We start from the raw sequence: 20,598 nt of genomic DNA, 5'->3' as shown, positions 1-20,598 counted from the left end.
CGAAAAGTGGAATCCGCTTTTCGGAAAAATCCGATGCCCCAGCAATGAGATAGATCATCGTTATCGCGTCCGGAAGGACGCGCGACGATCTAGCATGGCCTTGCGCCCGCCGGGCGCGGGGCAGGGCTGCCTTCCACAGGCAATCGCCGCCTCCTGCCTGTCAGCGCGGGCAGCGCAGGGCGCGCTCCTGCCGGACGATGTCGGCGATGACCCGGCGGTCATGGGCCGAAAGCGGCACGTCCTCGATCTCGTCGTACTGGCAGCCGGCATTGCCGAAGGCGGCGATGGCGCGCTGCGTGCGGAAGCAGTAGCCCCGCGCCTTGTAGATCTCGTTGCGGGAGGTCCAGAGGCCGGCGCAGCGCTCGGACTGGGCCGGGGCCGGCGTCGACAAGAGGGCCGTCAGCAGGGCGGCCCCGGCCAGAACCGGGCCGAACGAGGCGCGGGGGCGCATGTCATCTCCTTTCAGCGGGGTGGGCCGCGCTGTTGTGGCGAAGCCCGGCCGGCGGCGCAAGCCCGGCCTGCGTGGCCCCGCCGCGTGAAGGACCCCGGCCGAAGCCGCCGTCACATCTCGAGGCAGGTGATGACCTGGACATAGCTCGGCGGGCCGCCGAGCCTGGCGCCCGCGACGCAACTGTTGCGCTTCGCGACGGGATAGCTCGACCATTTCGCCGCAAGGGAATCGCGCGCCTTTTCCTCGTCGGCCCGGCAGGCCGCGACCGTTCCGCCGACGCCGTCTCCGGCCCTGCCGACATCGCGGCAGGTCGCCGCGATGTCGAAGCGCGGCGGCCCCTCGGCGACGGGGACGAGCAGCCCGGAGGAGAGGGAGAGGGAAACGAGGCCGGCGATGAGCATGGCGAACTCTCCATTGGCGCGCCCGGCCAGATCAACGCATCGGAACGGGCGCGGTTCCGATGCGGTGGCGCAGGGCGCCGCCAGGATCCCTAGCGCCGGGCGACCGCGATCGCGACCGCCGATCGGGCCTCGACGTCCACGATCGCGAGATCGGGCCGGCCGAGGGTCGGGCAGGCGCGCTCGCCGGCCCGCCTGACGAAGACGACGCTGGCCAGCGCGGGATGGTCGGCCAGCCGCGAATGGGCGAGCGCCGGCTCCATTTCGCCGGGCAGGACGAGATGGACGTCGCGTCCGCCCTCGATGCAGGCCTGCAGGTCGCCGAGATTGAACAGGCCGAGCGGCAGGAGCTCGATGCCCGCCAGCATCGCCATGCCGGGACCGCTCGCCAGGGCCGCGAGGTCGCCGCCGACCAGGGTCGTGACGATGCGCGAGGAGGTCACGGGCTTCAGCAGCCGCGACAGCTCCAGCGCCTTGGCGAGGATGTCGCGCTCGGACAGCGGCAGCGGGCCGGACATCGTCGCGGCATCGGCCACCTGGATCGCCGGCCGCGCCGGCAGGGTCGGCAGCGGATGCGGCGCGGCCTGCGCCATCAGCGCGTCGAGCGGGGCGACTCCGTCCGGGACCTCCGGGCCGAAGCCGCCGACGAAGCGGGTGCTGAAGGCGCGCAGCGCCAGGTTGCGCAGGATCAGCAGCGGGCGCAGCGGCCCGATCCGGCTGACGCCGAGCGCCATCACCGCCCCCGAGGCCTCGACCAGCCGCAGCAATTCGAGCTCGTTGCCGTGCAGCGGCAGCATTAGCGGCGACAGCCCGGCACGCAGGCTGGCCAGCATGGCGACGATGGATTCCGGCCCGAGCGGCGCCATGATCGCGACGCTCGCCCCGGGCTGGCCCTTGTTGATCGAGAGAAGCCGTGCCAGCCGGTCGATGCGCTGGTCGAGCTGCTGGAAGGTCAACGAAGCGGGGTTGACGTCGCTCCAGCCGCGCCGCCCCGGCGGGTCGCGCAGCGCCGTCTCGTAGCCGCGTCCGCGGGTCAGCGCCCCGAGCAGGGCGTCGAGGTCGAGGCCGTCGAGCAGGGCGGAGGCGTCGTCCTGTCCAACCCGCATCGCCGCCCCCTCAATTCGCCGCGTCCGGCGCGGCCGGGAGGCGCGCCAGCGTCTCGTTCGACAGGAAATAGGCCGGCTGCCGCCCCGCCAGCACGACATCGCGGGCATGGGCGAACCAGGTGTCGGGCAGGTAGTAGAGCGGCACCACGTAGAAGCCGGAGATCAGCAGCCGGTCGAGCGTGCGCACGGCGGCGACGAAATCCTCGCGCTCGCGCGCCTTCAGCAAGGCCTGGAGCACGGCGTCGACGGCCGGCGACGCCACCCCGGCATAGTTGAGCGCGCCCTTGCGCCCGGCATTGGCCGAACCCCAGCGGCCGATCTGCTCGTTGCCGGGAGAGGCCGAAGCCGGCCAGGTCCACTGGACCATGTCGAAATCGAAGGCGGAGAGCCGCCGCCAGTACTGCACGTCGTCGATCAGCCGCACCTGGGCGGCGATGCCGAGCCGGCCGAGCGACTGCGCATAGTTCAGCGCCAGCCGCTCCTGCGGGCGGTTCGTCACCGTGATCTCGAAGGTGAAGGGCTCGCCCCCGCCGTCGCGCAGCGTGCCGTCGCGCAGCGTGAAGCCGGCGGCGTTGAGCAGGTCGAGCGCCTTGCGCGCCTGCTCGCGGTCGCGGCCCGAGCCATCCGTCTCGGAGGGGTGCCAGGCTCCGCTCAGGACGTCCTCGCGCACGGCGCCGGGGAAGGGCGCGAGCAGCGCCTTTTCGCGCGCATCGGCCGGCACGCCCAGCGCCGACAGCTCCGAATCCGAGAAGAAGCTGCCGGCCCGCCGGTAGACGCCGTGGAACAGGTTGCGGTTGACCCATTCGAAATCGAACAGCAGCCCCAGCGCCTCGCGCACCCGGATATCGGCGAAGACCGGGCGGCGGGTGTTGAAGACGAGGCCGGTCATGCCCTTGGGCGTGTCGAAATGCAGCGTCTCGCGGACGATGCGCCCCTGATGCACTGCGGGGATGTCGTAGCCGGTCATCCAGCGGGTCGGATCGCTCTCGAGCCGGACATCGCAGAGCCCGGCCTTGAACGCCTCGAACAGCGCGTTGGAGTCCCGGTAGAAATCGTAGCGGATCTCGTCGGCGTTGAAGAGCCCGCGCATCAACGGCAGCCCTTCGGCCCAGAAATCCCTGCGCCGCTTCAGGATCAGCGATTCGCCGGGCCTGACTTCGTTGACGGCATAGGGCCCCGAGCCGAGCGCCGGCCTGAAGCTGGTCTCGCCGAAGGTCTCGGCGTCGGTCGCATGCCTGGCGAAGATCGGCAGGGAGCCGATCACCAGCGGCAATTCGCGGTTGCCGCCGTCGCCGAGTTCGAACTCGACGCGCCGCGGCGAAGATGAGGAGGCCCGGGTGATGCCGGCGAGGCTGGAGCGATGAAACGGCTTGCCCTTCGTCTTCAGCATTTCGACGGTGAAGAGCACGTCCTCGCCCGTAACGGGCCGGCCGTCGGAGAAAGTCGCGCGCGCATCGATCTCGAAGGCGAGCCTCGTCCGGTCGGGGTCGAGCTCGACCCGCGAGGCGAGCAGGCCATAGGCGGTGAAGGGCTCGTCGGCGGAGCGGTAGAGCAGGCTCTGCTGGACGTATTTCGGCACGGCGTCCGGCGCGACGCCGAGCACGACCAGCGGGTTGAGGCTGTCGAAGGTGCCCTGGACGCCGAAGACGATGCGCCCGCCCTTCGGGGCCTTGGGGTCGGCATAGGGCAGGTGGTCGAAGCCCGGCGGCAGCGCCGGGCGGCCATGCATGGCGATGGCGTGCTCCGCCGGATTCGCGGAGGCGGAAGCCGAATCGGCATGCGCCTTCCCTCCCGCCGCGACGGCGAACGGGAACAGGGTGAACAGCAAACCGAATTCGCGACGCGATGGCGTCACGGTCAATCGAGGCAAATCCATCGCGCAACCTGATTCCCTGCCGGAAGAATAGCATGGTGACAGGCCGGTCAGGCAGTTATTCGGGCTGGAATATGCCGGCCGAACTCGCTAAAGGCGTGAGCGGGTGTCATTCAAACGCCTCAATCGCCCTTGATGTGCACGGTCTGCGGTGGCCGGCATGGTCATGCGATTGGGCCGCCGGCGGTGACGCACGCGGCTTGCGAAGTCGTGATCCCGAATTCGCCTGTGAGGAAAAACAAGGAATGCCCGCTTCGTTTCGCCTGTCATCGTCCGTCCTGGCGTTCGCGCTCAGCGCGGCCGTGGGCTTCTCGCCCGTAGCGGCCTTCGCCCAGGCTCAGCGGCCGGCGCCGGCGCGCCCCGCCGCCCCGGCCCAGCAGCCGGCGGCTCCCGCCCAGCCCGGAGCCGCCGCGCCGACCGGCCCGACCGTCGTCCAGGTCAAGTCCAATCCCGAGCAGACGAGCTGGACCAAGGTCTGCGGCAAGGACCAGGCCGCCAACAAGGAAATCTGCTACACCACCCGCGACTTCGTCTCGGATCAGGACCAGCCGGTGCTGGCCGTCGCGATCTATGACGTGAAGGGCGATCCGAACAAGATCGTGCGCTTCCTGATGCCGCTCGGCCTGCTGCTCCAGCCGGGCATCCGCTTCGGTGTCGACAGCGCCCAGCCGACCGGCGGCCGCTACGCGATCTGCTTCCCGAACGGCTGCTTCGCCGAGGCGCAGGTCAAGGACGACTTCATCAACGCGATGAAGAAGGGCACGAATCTCAACGTCAGCGTCCAGAACCAGGGCGCCCGCGAGGTGACCTTCCAGATCCCGCTCGCCGATTTCGCCAAGGGCTTCGACGGCGCGCCGATCGATCCGAAGGTGCTCGAGGAGCAGCAGAAGAAGCTGCAGGACGAGGTCGCCAAGCGGCAGGAAGAGCTGCGCAAGCGCCTCGGCGCCGGCGATGCGCCCGCTCCCGGCGCGGCTGCGCCGGCTCCGGGCGCCGCCCCGGCCCCGGCGACGCCGCCGAAGCCCTGATCGGGCCTCCGGCACGAATCGAAAGGCCGGCCCTGCGGGGCCGGCCTTTTTCGTCATGAGCCGGGATTGCCGGCCTGCCGGCGAGGGGAGGGCTGGGCCGAGGCGGATTCGCCGAAGCGCGGAGCCTCCTGCATGCGGCCGCGCGTTGTGCCGGGCTGGCCCTCTGGTCCGGGCTGGCGGCGCGGTTCCGCGAAAAAGCGGCGCCGTCCGGCGGCTGCCGTCTCAGTTCAGCTCGGCGCGGTCGATCCGGTACTGCCCCTTGCGGTCGCGGCGGAAGAATTCCCGCGCCCGCGGATGCCGGATCGGCGCGCCGGATTCGTCGACGACGAGATTCTGCTCGGAGACATAGGCGACGTATTCCGTCTCCTCGTTCTCGGCGAAGAGGTGGTAGAAGGGCTGGTCCTTCGACGGCCGCATGTTCTCCGGGATCGCCTCCCACCACTCTTCGGTATTGGAGAAGACCGGATCGACGTCGAAGATCACGCCGCGAAACGGGTAGATGCGGTGCTTGACCACTTGCCCGATGCGGAATTTGGCCGAACGCGCTTCCATGACAGTTCCATGCTGCGCCGGCATGATACGCAGCCGGCTCGGTTCTCGCCGCCCTTGCGCAAGAATTGCGTCGCAAATACGTCGAGATCAACCGACCGGGCGATGAATCCCCATCACATTCCGTCATGTTCTTCCGCGCCCGATCGCATCGCGGTGTCGGCAGGGACCGCCTGGATCGCCTGCACAGGCGCCCCGCGACCCGCCGGGGAGCTCGGATCGGCGGAGCGGGGGAGGATCGAAAACCTAGGAATATAGGCTTATCAGGCTTTCAAAGAAAATATGCCTAGGGATACTGTCCCTGGCGGGTGTCGCTTCGGCGGCCTGCGATGGCGCGGGGTTTGCTGCGCCGGCGGAATTGCCCAGGATCTGTGCCGAAACGTGACGAGAGCCATGAACCAGCCGAACGTCTCCCTGCCCGGACATCGCCTCGAGGCGCTCGATGGATTGCGGCTCGTGGCGGCCCTGTCGGTCGCCCTGTTCCATTTCGGCTTCCTCGGCGCGACGATCGACTATACGCGGATGTCGCTGCCGGCCGCCGAAAGCGTGCTGAAATACGGCTATCTCGGCGTGCCGCTGTTCTTCGTGATCAGCGGCTTCGTGATCGCCTATTCCGCCGAGGGGCGCACGCCGGTCCAGTTCGCGATCGCCCGCTTCGCCCGGATCTACCCGACTTTCGTGATCTGCATGACGGCGACCTTCCTGGTGGTGCTGGCCTTCGGCGCGCCGTTCCTGCAGACCGACTTGGCGCAATGGGCGGCCAATCTGATCGTCAAGCCCGAGCTGCTCGGCCAGAAGGCCATGGACGGTTCCTACTGGTCGATCTTCTACGAAGCGGTCTTCTACGGCTGGGTCGTGCTGCTGATGGCGCTCGGAGCCTTCCGGCGCGAGCGCTACCCGGCCATCGTCCTTCTCTGGCTGCTGATCTCCGTCCTCGACCGCGCCTTCCTTTCCAGCAAGATCCTGCGCTACCTGCTGCTGACCGACGAGAGTGCCTTCTTCTGCGCCGGGCTCCTGCTCTATGCCGCGTTCCGGGACGGCTATACGCGGCGCATCCTCGCCCTTCTGGCGCTCGCCGCCGCCGTCGCGGTCTACCAGTCCCTCGACCTGCTGCACTGGAACAGGGCGAACTACCACGTCGATTACAGCGACCTCGTCACCGCTATCGCCACGATCGCGGTCATCGCGATCGTGGCGGCTGCGATCCGGCTGCCGCGCCTGCCGCTTCCCTCGGGCGTGACGCTGGCAATCGGCGGGCTGACCTATCCGTTCTATCTGCTGCATCAGCATATCGGTTACGTCGCCTTCAACCGGCTGGGCGACGCGCTGCCGCCGGCGGCCCTGCTCGCGGCGGTGACGCTCGTGCTGCTCCTCCTGTCCGCCCTGGTCTGGCGTTTCGTGGAGCGCCCGGCCCAGGACTGGACGAAAGCCACCCTGAGCGGCTGGGCCGGGGCGCGCGCCTTGCTTCCAGCGAATGGGGCGCGGCCGCATCCGGGGATTGCCAATTGAGCCCGGCCGGGATTTAGCCTCCGGGCGGCGATTCAGCCATCGACGGGCCGCCCGGTCCCGGCCGGCGCCCACAAGGATCCGAACGTTTCGCGATGGCCGACCTTCTCAGCATCTTCAATCTGGTCGCGCCCTTCTTCGGGCTGATCCTGCTCGGCTTCGTCATCGGCCGCTACAGGCGATTGCCGGAGGAAGGGCTCGCCTGGCTGCAGTTCTTCCTGATCTATGTGGCGCTGCCGCCGCTGTTCTACCGGCTGATCGCCGACAAGCCGCTGAGCGAGCTCGCCAACTGGAAGTTCATCCTCTGCACCACCACGGCGACCTTCTGCGCCTTCTGCCTCTCCTTCGCGCTCGGCCTCAAGCACACTCATGGCAACATGCCGCAGGCGGTGATGCAGGGCGTCGCCGGCGCCTATTCCAATATCGGCTATATGGGGCCGCCGCTGATCCTGGCCGCGCTCGGGCCCGATGCCAGCGCCCCGGTCGTGCTGATCTTCGTCTTCGACAACATCCTGCTGTTCTCGCTGGTGCCGTTCCTGATGGCGCTGGCCGGCGTCGAGAAGAAGAGCGCGCTGGCGACCGCGCGCGAGGTGATCTGGCGGGTGCTGACGCATCCCTTCAACGTCGCGACGCTGGCCGGCGTGGCGGCGAGCTATTTCAAGCTCGAACTGCCGCTGGCGCTCGACCGCATGGTGCTCTGGCTGTCGCAGGCGGCCGCGCCCTGCGCGCTCTTCCTGCTCGGCGTCACCGTGGCGCTGCGGCCGATGAAGACGATGCCGGGCGAGGTGCCGGGTCTGGTCGGGATCAAGCTGCTGCTGCATCCGCTGCTGGTCTGGATGCTGCTCTCGGCCATCGGCGGCATCCCGGTGAACTGGATCTATGCGGCGATCATCATGGCGGCGCTGCCGCCGGCGCTGAACATCTTCGTCATCTCGACGCAGTACAGGGTCGGGGTGGAGCGCGCCTCGGCCTGCATCCTCGTCGGCACGATCGTTTCGATGATCACGCTGCCGGGCTTCCTGTGGCTGGTGAAGACGGGCAGAATAGCGGCCGATCTCTTCCATTAGAGGCCGCCGATGCCGCCGCTTGACGACCTGCTCGTCCTCGACTTCTCGACGCTGCTGCCGGGCCCTCTGGCGAGCCTGTTCCTGTCGGAGGCCGGCGCCCGCGTCGTCAAGGTCGAGCGGCCGGGCGGGGAGGACATGCGCGGCTTTCCGCCCCGCTTCGGCGAGACGGCGGCGCCTTTCGCCGTGCTCAACCGCGGCAAGCAGAGCATCGAGATCGACCTGAAGGCGCCCGATGCGCTGGAGCGGCTGAACCCGCTGATCGCCAAGGCGGATATCCTGATCGAGCAGTTCCGGCCCGGCGTGATGGAGCGCCTCGGCTTCGGCTACGCGGCGCTGAAGCGCCTCAACCCGCGGCTGATCTACTGCTCGATCAGCGGCTATGGCCAGGCCGGGCCGCGGGCGCAGGAGGCCGGGCACGACATCAACTACCAGGCGATCGGCGGCCTGCTCGGCCAGTCGCTGCAGCGCGGGGCGCCGCCGCCCTTGCCGCCGCCGCTGGTGGCGGACATCGCCGGCGGCACCATGCCGGCCGTGCTCAACATCCTGCTGGCGCTGCTGGAGCGCGGGCGCAGCGGGCAGGGCTGCCATCTCGACATCGCCATGGCCGACGCCATGCCGACCTTCGCCTGGTACGGGCTGGCGCAGGGCCAGGCCACCGGCTCCTTTCCCGAGGGCGGCGAGGGGCTGCTGACGGGGGCGAGCCCGCGCTACGGCCTCTACGCCACCGCCGATGGCTGGTTCCTCGCGGTGGGGGCGCTGGAGCCGAAGTTCTGGCAGGCGTTCTGCGACGGCATCGGGCTCGACGAGACTTTCCGCGACGACCGCCGCCGCCCAGAGGCGTCGCGGGCTGCGGTCGCCGCGATCATCGCCGGCGAGAGCGCCGCGCATTGGCGCGCGAGGCTCGAACCGCTGGATTGCTGCTGCACCGTCGTACGCACGCTGGAAGAGGCGATGGCCGATTCCCACGTCACGGCGCGCGGCCTGCTCGATGCGCAAGCCGAGGAGCCCGGCGGCCGTAGGCTGGTCTCGACGCCCCTGCCATTGGCGCCGGTGTTCCGGTCGCAGGTGGCCGGCATGCGCCGTGTCGCGGCCAGCGGCGCCGATACCAAAACGGTGCTGGAGGAGCGCTAGAGCATCGGACCGAAAAGTGGAATCCACTTTTCGGAAAAATCCGATGCGCCAGCAATGGGATAGATCATCGTTACCGCGTCCGAAAGGACGCGCGATGATCTAGACGGCGCTGCGGCGCGTCTCGGCCCCGCCGGCCAAACCCTGCCGCATCACGAAGCGCCGCAGCGGCCCGATCCGCGACAGCGCCAATAGCCCTGCGCCGCGCATCAGGTCGGCGGGCAGAAGACCGGTCAGCAGCGTGCGGTTCAGCGCGTCGACCGCGCCGGTCCGCAGCCGGACATCGGTGCGCCGCGCCGCGTCATAGGCCGCCATCGCCCGCTCGCTGCCCGGATCGTCGCTCCCGGTCACGGCATCGCGCAATGCCGCGACGTCGCGCAGGCCGAGATTGAGCCCCTGCGCGCCGATCGGCGGGAAGACATGCGCGGCCTCGCCGATCAGCGCCATGCGGCCGGCGGCGAAGCGATCGACCGAGAGCCCGCCCATCGGGATGCGCCCGCGCGCCCCAACGAGGCGCATCGCGCCGAGCAGCGATTGCACCTGCGTCTCGACCCTGCGGGCGAAGCCGGCATCGTCTAGGGCCGCGACGGCTTCCGCCGCCGCGGGATCGAGCAGCCAGACCAGCGAGGAGCGCCGGCCGGGCAGGGGGACGAGCGTGCAGGGACCCTTGCGGGTGTGGAATTCGGTCGAGGTCTCGCGATGGTCGCGGCGGTGCTCGAAGATGCCGGTCAGCGCCACCTGCGGATAGCGCCAGTCGCGGCTCGCGATCCCGGCGGCGGCCCGGACCTGCGAATTGCGCCCGTCGGCGCCGATGACGAGACGCGCCCTGAACGGCGCAAAGCCGTCGCCGGAGAGCCCGACCGCGCCGTCTCCGGGGGCGATCGCGCGGACGAGCCCGGGCAGCAGCCGCAGGCCCGGCCGTGCCCCGGCGGCCGCGGCCAAAGCCTTGGTCAGATCGGCGTTCTCGACGTTCCAGCCGAAGGCGTCGAGCCCGATCTCGGAGGCGCGGAACTCGACCGGGGGCTGGCGGAACAGGCTGCCGCTGTCGTCGACCAGCCGCATCACGGCGAGCGGCGCCGCCTTGTCCATGAGCGCGTCCCGGACGCCGAGCTCGGCGAGCAGGCGCCAGGAGCTGTCGAGCAGGGCGACGGTGCGTCCGTCGCGGGGCGTCGCCAGCGGGCCGAGAAGGGCGACGCTGCGCCCTTCCGTCGCCAGCGCCAGCGCCGCGGCGAGCCCGACGGGGCCGGCGCCCACGACGGCGATATCGAGCGGTTCGTCGGCATGCGTGCTCATGTCTTCTCGCTAGCCGATGCGCGGCGTTTTGGCCACGGGCCGCAAAGTCGCAAGGGGCGGCTTGCGTTGCGCGAGGATGCTGCTTGCATGCGCGATGAACTATGCTCGGGCCATTCATCGAGGGAGATGCATTCCATGGTCAAAGCCATTCGCGCGCACAAGACCGGCGGGCCGGACGTGCTGGTGTTCGAGGACGTCGCGCTGCCTGAGCCCGGGCCGGGGGAGATCCTGATCCGCAACCGCGCCATCGGCCTCAACTTCATCGACACCTATTTCCGCTCGGGGCTCTACCCCGCGCCGCAACTGCCCTTCACGCTCGGCAACGAGAGCGCCGGCGAGGTGCTCGCCGTCGGGCCGAAGGTGACGGAGTTCAAGGCCGGCGACCGTGTCGCCGTGGTCTCGGGGCTCGGCGCCTATGCCGAGGAGCGCATCGTGCCGGCGGCGAACGCCGTCGCGCTGCCGGAGGGCATCTCCTACGAGGCCGCCGCCAGCATGATGCTGAAGGGCCTGACCGCCGAATACCTGCTGCACCGGACCCATAAGGTGAAGCCGGGCGACACCATCCTGGTCCACGCCGCCGCCGGCGCCACCGGCCTGATCCTCTGCCAATGGGGCAAGGCGCTGGGCGCCACCGTGATCGGCACGGCCGGTTCGAAAGAGAAAGTCGAGCTGGCGAAGGCCCATCGCGCCGACCATGTCATCAACTATCGCGAGGAGGATTTCGTCGCGCGGGTCAGGGAGATCACCGGCGGGGCGCTCTGCGACGTGGTCTATGACGGCGTCGGCAAGGACACCTTCATGAAGTCGCTCGACACGCTGAAGCCCTTCGGCCTGATGGTTTCCTTCGGCAACGCCTCCGGCCCGGTCGAGGCCTTCAATCTCGGCGTCCTCTCGGCCAAGGGCTCGCTCTATGTCACGCGCCCGACCCTGATGACGCATACCGCGAAGCGCGAAACGCTGGTCGCGATGGCGAAGAACCTGTTCGACGCCGTTCTCTCCGGCAAGATCAAGGTGCCGGTCAACGCCACCTTCCCGCTGAAGGACGCCGCCGAGGCGCATCGCGCGCTGGAGTCGCGCGGCACGACCGGCTCGACGGTGCTGATTCCCTAGGCCGGGTCGATTCTGCGCGGAACCACGCGGTCATCCCGGGCTTGACCCGGGATCCAGGCCTGAACCGTCTTCGGAAGCGCTCAGCCATGGGTCCCGGATCTGCGCGGAGTTTATCCTTGGGCCGATCGAAGATCGGACCCAAGGGCTTCGCCCGGGGTGACCCGCTGATGCGCCCTGCCGCGCGGGGCGCAATTTTGCCGAAGCCGTGAACCTGCGGCGATGTCGCCGCGACGAATGGGAGCCAGCGCAACGCCGACTCGCATTTCAGGACGACAGTCATGTCGACCCGGTTTCAGGCAGTCATTTTTCTTCTCGGTATGTCAGGTCTTTCCGGCGTTGCGCTGGCACAGCAGCTCCGGGAGCGGGGCACGGAAGATCCCGCAGCCTCCGCCATCCGCATGCCGGTCCTGCAGGAGCGGATGCGCATTCCGGGCCCGGTGCGGCTGCGCCATGCGGCGGCCGGCCGGTCCGCCGGCTCTGCGCCTTCGATTGAGGGCGTTGCGGCCCCGAGCCGGCCCCATCGTGCTCAGACCGCGACGCCGTGCAGGTCGTAGGCGTCGGCGCGCTCGATCTTGACCGTGACGATGTCGCCCGGGCGCAGCGGCCGGCGGCTCGCGACATAGACGTTGCCGTCGATCTCCGGCGCATCCCATTTCGAGCGGCCCTTCGCGACGCTCGGCCCGGCCTCGTCGATGATGACAGGAATGCGCTTGCCGACGCGGCCCTTGACGATGCGGGCGGAAATCTCGGCCTGGGTCTTCATGAAGCGGTGCCAGCGTGCCTCCTTCTCCTCCTCCGGGACGAGGGCAAGGCCGAGCGCGTTGGCGGGCGCGCCCTTGACCGGCTCGTATTTGAAGCAGCCGACGCGCTCCAGCTTCGCTTCCTTCAGCCAGTCGACGAGGATGTCCATGTCTTCCTCGGTCTCGCCGGGGAAGCCGACGATGAAGGTCGAGCGGATGGCGAGATCCGGGCAGATCTCGCGCCATTTGCGGATGCGGTCGAGCGTGCGGTCCTGATGCGCCGGCCGGCGCATCGCCTTGAGGACGCTCGGCGAGGCGTGCTGGAACGGGATGTCGAGATAGGGCAGCACGACGCCCTCCTGCATCAGCGGGATGACCTCGTCGACATGCGGGTAGGGATAGACATAGTGCAGCCTGACCCACATCCCCATCTGGCCGAGCTCGCGGGCGAGCTCGAAGAAGCGGGTGCGGATCTCGCGGTCCTTCCACAGGGACGGCGCGTATTTGATGTCGAGGCCATAGGCGCTGGTGTCCTGCGAGATCACCAGCAGTTCCTTGACGCCGGCCTTGGCCAGCTTCTCGGCCTCGCGCAGCACCTCGCCGATCGGCCGAGAGACCAGGTCGCCGCGCAGCTTCGGGATGATGCAGAAGGTGCAGCGATTGTTGCAACCCTCTGAAATCTTGAGATAGGCGTAGTGCCGCGGCGTCAGCTTGACGCCCTGGTCGGGGACGAGATCGACGAAGGGGTCGTGCTTGGGCGGCACGGCCTGATGCACGGCCGAGACGACGCTCTCATAAGCTTGCGGGCCGGTGATCGCGAGCACGTTCGGGAAGACGTCGCGGATCTGCTCCGGCTCGGCGCCCATGCAGCCGGTGACGATGACCTTGCCGTTCTCGGCCATGGCCGAGCCGATCGCCTCGAGCGATTCGGCCTTTGCGCTGTCGAGGAAGCCGCAGGTGTTGACGATGACGAGATCGGCGCCGGAATGGCTCTTCGAGAGCTCGTAGCCCTCGGAGCGCAGCGAGGTGATGATCCGCTCGGAATCGACGAGGGCTTTCGGGCAGCCCAGCGAGACGAAGGAGATTTTCGGCGCGACGGCGTTCATCGGCTGATGCTTGTGTCCAATATGTCGGGAGCCGCCGGCGCATCGCGACGCGCAGGCGGCGCTTCCTTTGAACCTTTTCAAGCTGTTTGGCAATTCCGAAGGCCGATGCTCGGAGCCGACATGCGAGCCCTCATCCCGAGGAGCGAGCCGAAAAAGCTCGCGTCTCGCAGGATCAGGGCAGGGCGCGTGTTGGGTCGCTCAGCCCGCGGGTCCCGTCGCCACCGGGCGTTCCGGGTCCTGCGTCCAGTCGGTCATCGAGCCGTCATAGAGCGCGACCTCCTCGCGGCCGAGCAGTTCGGACAGCACGAACCAGTTCGCCGCAGCCGAATGGCCGGTGTTGCAATAGGAGATCGCCGGCCCCTGCGGCACCGCGGCGAAGAGCTGCTCCAGCTCGGCGCGCGGCTTGAGCCGGCCGGTGCCGGGTTCGAAGGCGCCGGCATAGTCGCGCGGGATCGCGCCGGGGATATGGCCGCCGCGCGTCGCCTCGGCCGCCTTTTCGCGGCCTTCGAAATAGCGCGGGCCGCGGGCGTCGACCAGGCTCGCCTGCTTGCTGCGCGAGGCGATCAGGGTCGCGTCGGTCGTGCTGCGCAGGTGCTGCTGGGCGACGACGGGATAGGGCGGCGCCGCTTTCGGCCGGGACGGGCCGGTCTCGACCGGGCGCTGCTGGTCGCTGGTCCAGCCCCTGAAGCCGCCGTCGAGGATGGCTTGCTGGCCGTGGCCGATGAACTTCAGCGTCCAGTAGACCCGTGCCGCCGCGGCGAAGTCGGTCGGCGCCGTTCCGGCCGGGACGATGACGACGTCGTCATCCGGCCTGATGCCGAGGCGGCCGACGAGGGCGGCGAGGTGGTCCGCGGCGGGCAGCATGCCGGGCGCGTTGCCGACCCTGGCGCGCCAGCCATCGGCGGCGTAGTCGGAATGGACGGCGCCCGGGATATGCCCGGCCTCGAACGCCTCCCGGCCGCCATCGGCGGCGGTGCGGATGTCGATGACGACGAGGTTTTCGTCGCCGAGCCGGGCGGCGAGGGCCTCGGGGGCGATCAGTCCGGCGAATGCGGGCTGGCTCATGCAGCTTCGTCCTTCTGCAGTTCGTCGATCACGTCGAGCGCGTAGCTCGTCTCGGCGGTCGCCCCGAGCATGATCGAAGCCGAACAGTATTTTTCCTTCGACAATGTGACGGCGCGCTCCGCCTTGGCGCGCGAGAGCCCCTTGCCGGAGATGCGGTAATGCAGGTGGATCCTGGTGAAGACCTTGGGGTCGGTCGCGGCGCGTTCCGCCTCGACCTCGACCTCGCAGCCGGTCACGGTCTCGCGGCCCTTCCTGAGGATGCTGACGACGTCGAAGCCGGTGCAGCCGGCGAGCCCGATCAGCAGCATCTCCATCGGCCGGATGCCGATATTGCGGCCGCCATGGTCGGGGGCGCCGTCCATCATCACCGCATGGCCGCTGCCGGCCTCGCCCATGAAGGCCATGCCTTCCACCCATTTCGCGCGTGCTTTCATCGCGATCTCCTGTCCGGACCGGGGACCGGCCGCGTCCATCGCCGCCGGGATTCGGTCGGGAGGCTATGGCATCGGGCGGAAAAGTGGAAACCGGTTTTCGGCCCGCCCGCCTCCCGCGGGAATCGGGGATCAGGCCGCCGCGAACAGATTGCCATGGGTGATGCGCAGCCTGACCCGCTCGCCGATCGCCGGCGCCACCTGGCTGGCGAGATCGACGTCGAGCCGCTTCTTCAGCCCATCGACCGCGACCTCGGCCCGGCGCAGGGGGCCGTTGCGGCGCAGATGCTCGACGGTGCCGGGCAGCGCCAGCGGCGTCTCGTCGACGATGCGCAGATGCTGCGGGCGGACATAGAGCGAGGCCGGCCCGCCCTGGTTCTGCGCCAGCCCGCCCAGCACCGGCCGGTCGCCGAAGAAGGCCTGGCTGCCGACGACCTTGACCGGCAGCTTGTTCACCTCGCCGAGGAACTCGCAGACGAAGGGCGTCGCCGGATGGTCGTAGACGTCGTCGGCCGAGCCGACCTGCTCGATGCGCCCTTCGTTCAGGATGGCGACGCGGTCGGCCAGCTCCAGCGCCTCCTCCTGGTCGTGGGTGACGAAGACGGTGGTGTGGCCGGTGCGGCCATGCAGTTCGCGCAGCCAGGCGCGCAGATCCTTGCGCACCTTGGCGTCGAGCGCGCCGAAGGGCTCGTCGAGCAGCAGGACGCGCGGCTCGATCGCCAGCGCGCGGGCGAGCGCGACGCGCTGGCGCTGGCCGCCGGAGAGCTGGCTCGGATAGCGCTTTTCCAGTCCCGGCAGTTGAACCAGCTCGAGCAGCTCCTTGACGCGCCTGCCGATTTCGCTTGCGCCCGGCCGTTCCCCGCGCGGGCGGGAGCGCAGACCGAAGGCGATGTTGTCGGCGACGTTCATCGTCTTGAACAGGGCGTATTGCTGGAAGACGAAGCCGATGCGGCGCTCCCGGAGGGAGAGGTCGCGCGTATCGGTCTCGCCGAACAGCACGCGGCCGCGATCGGCCTCCTCCAGCCCGGCGATCAGGCGCAGCAGCGTCGTCTTGCCGGAGCCCGACGGGCCGAGCAGCGCGACGAGCTCGCCCGGCTGGATGTCGAGCGAGACGCCGCGCAGCGCCGGGAAGTTCTCGAAGCGCTTCTCGATGGTTTCGATGGTGACGGCGACCGACATGAGGGCGTCCTTCGTCCGGTGCGGGGTCAGTGGCGGCGGCTGGCGGCGATGGCGTCGCCGTAATGCCATTCCAGCAGCGTCTTGAGCACGAGCGTGACGAGGGCGAGCCCCGCCAGCAGCGAGGCGACGGCGAAGGCGGCCGGCCCCATATACTCGTTGTAGAGGATCTCGACATGCAGCGGCATGGTGTTGGTCTCGCCGCGGATCTTGCCCGAGACGACCGCGACCGCGCCGAACTCGCCCATCGCCCGGGCGTTGCAGAGCAGCACGCCGTAGAACAGGCTCCATTTCACATTCGGCAGGGTGATGGTGAAGAAGGTGCGCCAGGGCGAGGCGCCGAGCGTCAGCGCCGCCTCCTCGTCGGCCGAGCCGAGCGACTGCATATGCGGGATCAGCTCGCGCGCCACGAAGGGGAAGGTGACGAAGACCGTGGCGAGGATCAGCCCCGGCAGCGCGAAGACGATCTTGATGTCGTGCGCCTGCAGCCAGGGCCCGAAATAGCCCTGCGCGCCGAAGAGCAGCACGAAGACGAGGCCCGAAATGACGGGGGAGACCGAGAAGGGCAGGTCGATCAGGCTGATCAGCAGGTTCTTACCGCGGAACTCGAACTTGGCGACGGCCCAGGCGGCGGCGATGCCGACCACGGTGTTGAACGGCACGGCGATCGCCGCGACGAGCAGGGTGAGGCGGATCGCCGCCAGCGCGTCGGGCTCGGTGACCGCGGCGCGGTAGGCCTGCCAGCCCCGCGCCGCGGCCTCGACGAAGACCGCGGCCAGCGGCAGCAGCAGGAAGAAAAGCAGGAAGGCAAGCGAGACGCCGATCAGCGCGAACTGGACGAGCCGGCTCTCGCCGCGGGCGCGGGCGGCCTCGCGCCGGGCGGGAGGGGCGGCGGCGGGCAGGGCTGCGTCAGACATCGCCATATCTCCGGCGCGCCCGCGCCTGAACCAGATTGACGGCGAGGATCAGCGCGAAGGCGATCAGCAGCATCATCGCCGCCATCACCGCGGCGCCGGCATAGTCGAACTGCTCGAGCCGGATCACGATCAGCAGCGGCGCGATCTCGGAGACCATCGGAATGTTGCCGGCGATGAAGATCACCGAGCCGTATTCGCCGATGGCCCGCGCGAAGGCGAGGACGAAGCCGGTCAGCAGCGCCGGCAGCACCGGCGGCAGCACGACGCGGAAGACGGTGCGCAGGCGGCTGGCGCCGAGCAGGGCGGCCGCCTCCTCGACATCGCTCTGCAACTCCTCCAGCACCGGCTGGACGGTGCGCACGACGAAGGGTAGGCCGATGAAGATCAGCGCCACCATGACGCCGAGCGGCGTATAGGCGACCTTGCCGTCGAAGCCGAAGGAGAGGTCGGTGAAGGGGATGGTGAGCCTGAAGGCGAGCGGCGCCAGCCAGGCCCCGACCCAGCCGTTCGGCGCGTAGATCGCGGCGAGCGAGATGCCGGCCACCGCCGTCGGCAGGGCGAAGGGCAGGTCGACGGCGGCGTCGATCAGCCGCCTGCCAGGAAACTCGTAGCGCACCAGCACCCAGGCGAGGATCAGCCCGAAGACGGTGTTGACCAGCGCGGCGAACAGCGCGCCCAGGAAGGAGAGCCTGAGCGCGGCCAGCGTCCGCGGCGAGGTCGCCACCGCCCAGATATCGGACGGGCCGGCGCTGGCGGCCTTGACGAAAAGGCCGGCCAGCGGGATCAGCACGACCAGCGACAGCGCCGTCACGGTGATGCCCAGCGCCAGCCCGAAGCCGGGCAGGATGCTGGGCTCGCGCCAGCGGAGGGACGCCGTCGCCATGCGTTACCGGGCCGGCTTGTAGAGCTGGTCGAAGGTGCCGCCGTCACCGAAATGGGCGGGCTGCGCCTTGGCCCATCCGCCGAAATCCTTGTCGATCGTCAGCAGGTCGAGCTTCGGGAAATTGGCGAGGTCCTTCGGATCGGCGGCCTCCGGGTTGCGCGGGCGATAGAAGTTCCTGGCGATGATCGCCTGCGCCTTCGGGGTGTAGAGGAATTCGAGATAGGCCTGCGCCGCCTCGCGCGTGCCCTTGGCGTCGACATTGCCGTCCACCAGCGCGACCGGCGGTTCGGCCAGGATCGACAGGCTCGGCACGACGATGTCGAACTTGTCGGCGCCGAACTCCTTCTGCGCCAGGAAGGCCTCGTTCTCCCAGGCCAGCAGCACGTCGCCGATGCCGCGCTGGGTGAAGGTCGTGGTCGCGCCGCGCGCGCCGGTGTCGAGCACCGGGACGTTGGCCAGGAGCTTGGCGATGAAGTCGCGGACCTTGGCCTCGTCCTTGTTGAAGGCCTTCTCGGCATAGCCCCAGGCCGCGAGATAGTTCCAGCGCGCCCCGCCCGAGGTCTTCGGGTTCGGCGTGATGATCTGGATGCCGGGCTTGGCGAGGTCGCCCCAATCCTTGATCGCCTTGGGATTGCCCTTGCGGACGAGGAAGACGATCGTCGAGGTGTAGGGCGCGGAATTGTCCGGCAGGCGCTTCTGCCAGTCGAGCGGCAGCTTCTTCGAGCGCTCCGCGATGGCGTCGATATCGCCGGCCAGCGCCAGCGTCACGACATCGGCGTTGAGGCCGTCGATCACGGTGCGCGCCTGGGCGCCCGAGCCGCCATGCGACTGGCGGATCGTCGCTATCTTCTTGTCCGGGTGCTTGCCGTTCCACTCGGCCAGGAAAGCGGCGTTGATGTCGCGGTAGAGCTCGCGGGTCGGGTCGTAGGAGACGTTGAGCAGCTCGGTCGACTGCGCGCGGGCTCCGGCGACGACGCCGAAGCAGACCGTGAAGGCTCCCAGGACCAGTCCGGCCCGAACCAGGCGGCGAAACGCGGGTCGTGTCATGTCAGGGCTCCGTTGCGATCCGGGCGAAGCATCCGCAGGGGCACTCCGCCACGTTCTGAATAACAAACGAAACGTACTGAAATCCAGGTATTGCCACAATCTGCCCGGGCAGCGGCGCCGTTCCAAAGATTCCATGCGGGGGAGAACATGCATCTCCCGGCATCGTCTTCGAGCTTACCGCCGGATTCGGCCTCCGGCGGCGTTCAGGCGCTGCGGCGATCCGCCGCTTCTCCGGCCGCGGCCAGGGCCGCGCCGAAGGCATGGCCCAGCAGGACCAGAACCGGGCCGGCGGTGGAAAGTTCCGCGAGCCGTTCCGGCAGGGTCGCGATCGTCGCGGCGATGCGGATTTCCTCGGGCCGCGTCGCTGAGAGCACGGCGACGGCCGGCGTCTGCGGGTCGAGCCCGGCGGCGAGCGCCTTCTCGCGGAAGCCGGGCAGGGTGGCCCGCGCCATGTAGATCACGGTCGAGGCGGCGGGATCGGCCATGGCGCGCCAGTCGAGATCGTCCGGCAATTCGCCCTTGCGCGAATGGCCGGTGACGAATTGCAGCCGCCTGGCATGGTCGCGATGGGTCAGAGACAGGCCGAGCGCGGCGGCCGCGCCCTGCGCCGCCGAGATACCCGGCACGATCGCCACCGGGATGTCGGCGCCCCGGCAGGCCTCGATCTCCTCGCCGGCCCGGCCGAAGATGCCGGGGTCGCCGCCTTTCAGCCGCACGACATGCTTGCCCTGCAGGGCGAGGGAGACGATCAGCGCGTTGATCTCGCCCTGCTTGACCGAAGGGCCGTAGCCGGTCTTGCCGACCAGCATGCGCTTCGCCTCGCGCCGGGCGAATTCCAGCACGCCGGGCGAGACGAGGTCGTCATAGAGGATGATATCGGCGCTCTGCAGCGCGCGGATGGCCTTGAGCGTCAGCAGTTCCGGATCGCCCGGCCCGGCGCCGACCAGCGTGACCCGGCCCTTGCCGTCATGCGCGGCTTCCAGCCCGGCGAGCGCCGCAAAAAGCTCGGCCGCATCCTGCGGCGCCGGCTCGCGCCCGGGCTCCGCCATCGCCTTGCCGGCGAAGAGCTCCCAGAAGGCGCGGCGCAGCGCGAAGGGCAGCTCGCGCGCCTGCACGACCGGGCGCCAGTCGCTCGCCGCCTGCGCCCAGCCCTTCAGCCCGGCCGGCAGCAGCGCCTCGATCTTGGCGCGGATCGCCTGTCCGAACACCGGCGCGGCCCCGTCGGTCGAGACGGCGACGACGAGCGGCGAGCGGTTGACCAGCGCGCCGAAGGCGAAGTCGCAGAATTCGGGCTTGTCGACGATGTTGACCGGCGTTCCCGCCCGGCGCGCCGCCGCGACGAAAGCCTGGATCTCGCCGGCATCGTCGAGATCGGCGACGGCGAGCGCCGCTCCGGCGAGGTCCTCCGCCGACCAGCGGCGGGCATGGAGATGGATCCGCGCGGCGGCCTCGTCGGTGGCGAGCGGCGCGAAGGAGGCGGCCTCGGACCCGGCGAAGACATGCAGTTCCGCCCCGGCCGCCGCGAGCAGTTCGGCCTTCCACAGCGCGCCCTCGCCATGGCCGGCGAGCACGGCCTTGCGCCCGTCCAGCTTGTGGAACAGCGGCAGGGTCGCCAGCGGCTCGATGCGCCGCGCCGTCGCCTCGGGTCGTCTCTCGCTCATCGCGTGGTCGCTATCGCTTTCCCGTCGGGGGCCGGCGGGGTTGCGCCCGCCGCCGGCATCAGCAGC

At 69.5% G+C, this 20,598-nt stretch carries 19 protein-coding genes; 5 read left to right on the top strand and 14 right to left on the bottom strand.

Going from position 1 to position 20,598, the window contains the following annotated elements:
- Window positions 1-160: 160 nt before the first annotated feature.
- The 4 genes from ACWH43_RS12545 to ACWH43_RS12530 all read right to left on the bottom strand — a co-directional run bounded on the left by ACWH43_RS12545 (window position 161) and on the right by ACWH43_RS12530 (window position 3,810).
- The gene (locus ACWH43_RS12545) at window positions 161-451 is read right to left on the bottom strand and encodes a YARHG domain-containing protein (protein WP_158444785.1); all 291 of its coding nucleotides are present in this window, start codon (window positions 449-451) and stop codon (window positions 161-163) included.
- Between the two features lie 110 nt (window positions 452-561).
- Window positions 562-852 (bottom strand): hypothetical protein, encoded by a 291-nt coding sequence (locus tag ACWH43_RS12540; RefSeq protein WP_158444784.1) that lies wholly within the window; start codon window positions 850-852, stop codon window positions 562-564.
- Window positions 853-941: 89 nt separating this feature from the next.
- The gene (locus tag ACWH43_RS12535) at window positions 942-1,955 is read right to left on the bottom strand and encodes an AMP-binding protein (protein WP_260348325.1); all 1,014 of its coding nucleotides are present in this window, start codon (window positions 1,953-1,955) and stop codon (window positions 942-944) included.
- Between the two features lie 10 nt (window positions 1,956-1,965).
- Window positions 1,966-3,810 (bottom strand): extracellular solute-binding protein, encoded by a 1,845-nt coding sequence (locus ACWH43_RS12530; RefSeq protein ID WP_260348322.1) that lies wholly within the window; start codon window positions 3,808-3,810, stop codon window positions 1,966-1,968.
- 263 nt (window positions 3,811-4,073) lie between these two features.
- On the opposite strand from ACWH43_RS12530, the gene ACWH43_RS12525 reads away from it, so the two are divergent.
- Window positions 4,074-4,853: an invasion associated locus B family protein gene (locus ACWH43_RS12525; RefSeq protein ID WP_158443734.1), complete on the top strand. Its 780-nt coding sequence runs from the start codon at window positions 4,074-4,076 to the stop codon at window positions 4,851-4,853.
- A gap of 222 nt (window positions 4,854-5,075) precedes the next feature.
- On the opposite strand, the gene hspQ is transcribed toward ACWH43_RS12525, so the two are convergent.
- On the bottom strand, window positions 5,076-5,405 hold the full coding sequence (hspQ, locus tag ACWH43_RS12520) for a heat shock protein HspQ (protein WP_158443733.1): 330 nt from the start codon (window positions 5,403-5,405) through the stop codon (window positions 5,076-5,078).
- Between the two features lie 378 nt (window positions 5,406-5,783).
- Between hspQ and ACWH43_RS12515 the strand changes: the two genes are divergently transcribed.
- From ACWH43_RS12515 to ACWH43_RS12505, 3 genes are all read left to right on the top strand, one after another.
- Window positions 5,784-6,911: an acyltransferase family protein gene (locus tag ACWH43_RS12515; protein ID WP_260348321.1), complete on the top strand. Its 1,128-nt coding sequence runs from the start codon at window positions 5,784-5,786 to the stop codon at window positions 6,909-6,911.
- Between the two features lie 92 nt (window positions 6,912-7,003).
- Window positions 7,004-7,975, top strand: a complete 972-nt coding sequence (locus tag ACWH43_RS12510) for an AEC family transporter (RefSeq protein WP_158443731.1) — start codon at window positions 7,004-7,006, stop codon at window positions 7,973-7,975.
- A gap of 9 nt (window positions 7,976-7,984) precedes the next feature.
- On the top strand, window positions 7,985-9,106 hold the full coding sequence (locus tag ACWH43_RS12505; protein ID WP_158443730.1) for a CaiB/BaiF CoA transferase family protein: 1,122 nt from the start codon (window positions 7,985-7,987) through the stop codon (window positions 9,104-9,106).
- A 99-nt stretch (window positions 9,107-9,205) separates the two neighbouring features.
- Here the strand turns inward: ACWH43_RS12505 and ACWH43_RS12500 are convergent, their stop codons facing one another.
- Window positions 9,206-10,396, bottom strand: a complete 1,191-nt coding sequence (locus ACWH43_RS12500; protein ID WP_158443729.1) for a UbiH/UbiF family hydroxylase — start codon at window positions 10,394-10,396, stop codon at window positions 9,206-9,208.
- Window positions 10,397-10,531: 135 nt separating this feature from the next.
- Here ACWH43_RS12500 and ACWH43_RS12495 point away from each other — a divergent pair, with 135 nt between their 5' ends.
- A complete protein-coding gene (locus tag ACWH43_RS12495; RefSeq protein ID WP_158443728.1) occupies window positions 10,532-11,506 on the top strand; it encodes a quinone oxidoreductase family protein in 975 nt (324 codons plus the stop codon).
- Window positions 11,507-12,032: 526 nt separating this feature from the next.
- Here ACWH43_RS12495 and rimO read toward each other — a convergent pair.
- The 8 genes from rimO to cysG form a co-directional block, all read right to left on the bottom strand.
- The gene (gene rimO, locus ACWH43_RS12490; protein ID WP_158443727.1) at window positions 12,033-13,352 is read right to left on the bottom strand and encodes a 30S ribosomal protein S12 methylthiotransferase RimO; all 1,320 of its coding nucleotides are present in this window, start codon (window positions 13,350-13,352) and stop codon (window positions 12,033-12,035) included.
- A 198-nt stretch (window positions 13,353-13,550) separates the two neighbouring features.
- A complete protein-coding gene (locus ACWH43_RS12485; protein WP_158443726.1) occupies window positions 13,551-14,417 on the bottom strand; it encodes a sulfurtransferase in 867 nt (288 codons plus the stop codon).
- A complete protein-coding gene (locus tag ACWH43_RS12480; protein WP_158443725.1) occupies window positions 14,414-14,851 on the bottom strand; it encodes an OsmC family protein in 438 nt (145 codons plus the stop codon). Before ACWH43_RS12480 ends, ACWH43_RS12485 begins: the two co-directional genes overlap by 4 nt.
- Before the next feature lie 129 nt (window positions 14,852-14,980).
- Window positions 14,981-16,027, bottom strand: a complete 1,047-nt coding sequence (locus ACWH43_RS12475) for a sulfate/molybdate ABC transporter ATP-binding protein (RefSeq protein ID WP_158443724.1) — start codon at window positions 16,025-16,027, stop codon at window positions 14,981-14,983.
- A 26-nt stretch (window positions 16,028-16,053) separates the two neighbouring features.
- Complete coding sequence (gene cysW / locus ACWH43_RS12470) at window positions 16,054-16,941, bottom strand: sulfate ABC transporter permease subunit CysW (RefSeq protein ID WP_375797010.1); 888 nt, start codon at window positions 16,939-16,941, stop codon at window positions 16,054-16,056.
- A complete protein-coding gene (gene cysT / locus ACWH43_RS12465; protein WP_158443722.1) occupies window positions 16,934-17,824 on the bottom strand; it encodes a sulfate ABC transporter permease subunit CysT in 891 nt (296 codons plus the stop codon). Before cysT ends, cysW begins: the two co-directional genes overlap by 8 nt.
- Before the next feature lie 3 nt (window positions 17,825-17,827).
- Entirely contained in the window at window positions 17,828-18,871 is a 1,044-nt protein-coding gene (locus ACWH43_RS12460; protein WP_158443721.1) for a sulfate ABC transporter substrate-binding protein, read from the bottom strand.
- Between the two features lie 203 nt (window positions 18,872-19,074).
- Complete coding sequence (gene cysG, locus ACWH43_RS12455; protein WP_158443720.1) at window positions 19,075-20,532, bottom strand: siroheme synthase CysG; 1,458 nt, start codon at window positions 20,530-20,532, stop codon at window positions 19,075-19,077.
- Window positions 20,533-20,598: the final 66 nt, after the last annotated feature.

Source organism: Allobosea minatitlanensis, from assembly GCF_964020775.1.
Note: the sequence above shows the minus strand (reverse complement) of the source record. Positions and strands in the feature narration are given on the sequence as shown.

Excerpts from the sequence above, each read along its gene's own strand:
- ACWH43_RS12545 (WP_158444785.1), bottom strand. The coding sequence starts at position 451 with ATGCGCCCCCGCGCCTCGTTCGGCCCGGTTCTGGCCGGGGCCGCCCTG.
- ACWH43_RS12540 (WP_158444784.1), bottom strand. The coding sequence starts at position 852 with ATGCTCATCGCCGGCCTCGTTTCCCTCTCCCTCTCCTCCGGGCTGCTC.
- ACWH43_RS12535 (WP_260348325.1), bottom strand. The coding sequence starts at position 1,955 with ATGCGGGTTGGACAGGACGACGCCTCCGCCCTGCTCGACGGCCTCGAC.
- ACWH43_RS12525 (WP_158443734.1), top strand. The coding sequence starts at position 4,074 with ATGCCCGCTTCGTTTCGCCTGTCATCGTCCGTCCTGGCGTTCGCGCTC.
- hspQ (WP_158443733.1), bottom strand. The coding sequence starts at position 5,405 with ATGGAAGCGCGTTCGGCCAAATTCCGCATCGGGCAAGTGGTCAAGCAC.
- ACWH43_RS12510 (WP_158443731.1), top strand. The coding sequence starts at position 7,004 with ATGGCCGACCTTCTCAGCATCTTCAATCTGGTCGCGCCCTTCTTCGGG.
- ACWH43_RS12505 (WP_158443730.1), top strand. The coding sequence starts at position 7,985 with ATGCCGCCGCTTGACGACCTGCTCGTCCTCGACTTCTCGACGCTGCTG.
- ACWH43_RS12500 (WP_158443729.1), bottom strand. The coding sequence starts at position 10,396 with ATGAGCACGCATGCCGACGAACCGCTCGATATCGCCGTCGTGGGCGCC.
- ACWH43_RS12495 (WP_158443728.1), top strand. The coding sequence starts at position 10,532 with ATGGTCAAAGCCATTCGCGCGCACAAGACCGGCGGGCCGGACGTGCTG.
- rimO (WP_158443727.1), bottom strand. The coding sequence starts at position 13,352 with ATGAACGCCGTCGCGCCGAAAATCTCCTTCGTCTCGCTGGGCTGCCCG.
- ACWH43_RS12485 (WP_158443726.1), bottom strand. The coding sequence starts at position 14,417 with ATGAGCCAGCCCGCATTCGCCGGACTGATCGCCCCCGAGGCCCTCGCC.
- ACWH43_RS12480 (WP_158443725.1), bottom strand. The coding sequence starts at position 14,851 with ATGAAAGCACGCGCGAAATGGGTGGAAGGCATGGCCTTCATGGGCGAG.
- ACWH43_RS12475 (WP_158443724.1), bottom strand. The coding sequence starts at position 16,027 with ATGTCGGTCGCCGTCACCATCGAAACCATCGAGAAGCGCTTCGAGAAC.
- cysW (WP_375797010.1), bottom strand. The coding sequence starts at position 16,941 with ATGTCTGACGCAGCCCTGCCCGCCGCCGCCCCTCCCGCCCGGCGCGAG.
- cysT (WP_158443722.1), bottom strand. The coding sequence starts at position 17,824 with ATGGCGACGGCGTCCCTCCGCTGGCGCGAGCCCAGCATCCTGCCCGGC.
- ACWH43_RS12460 (WP_158443721.1), bottom strand. The coding sequence starts at position 18,871 with ATGACACGACCCGCGTTTCGCCGCCTGGTTCGGGCCGGACTGGTCCTG.
- cysG (WP_158443720.1), bottom strand. The coding sequence starts at position 20,532 with ATGAGCGAGAGACGACCCGAGGCGACGGCGCGGCGCATCGAGCCGCTG.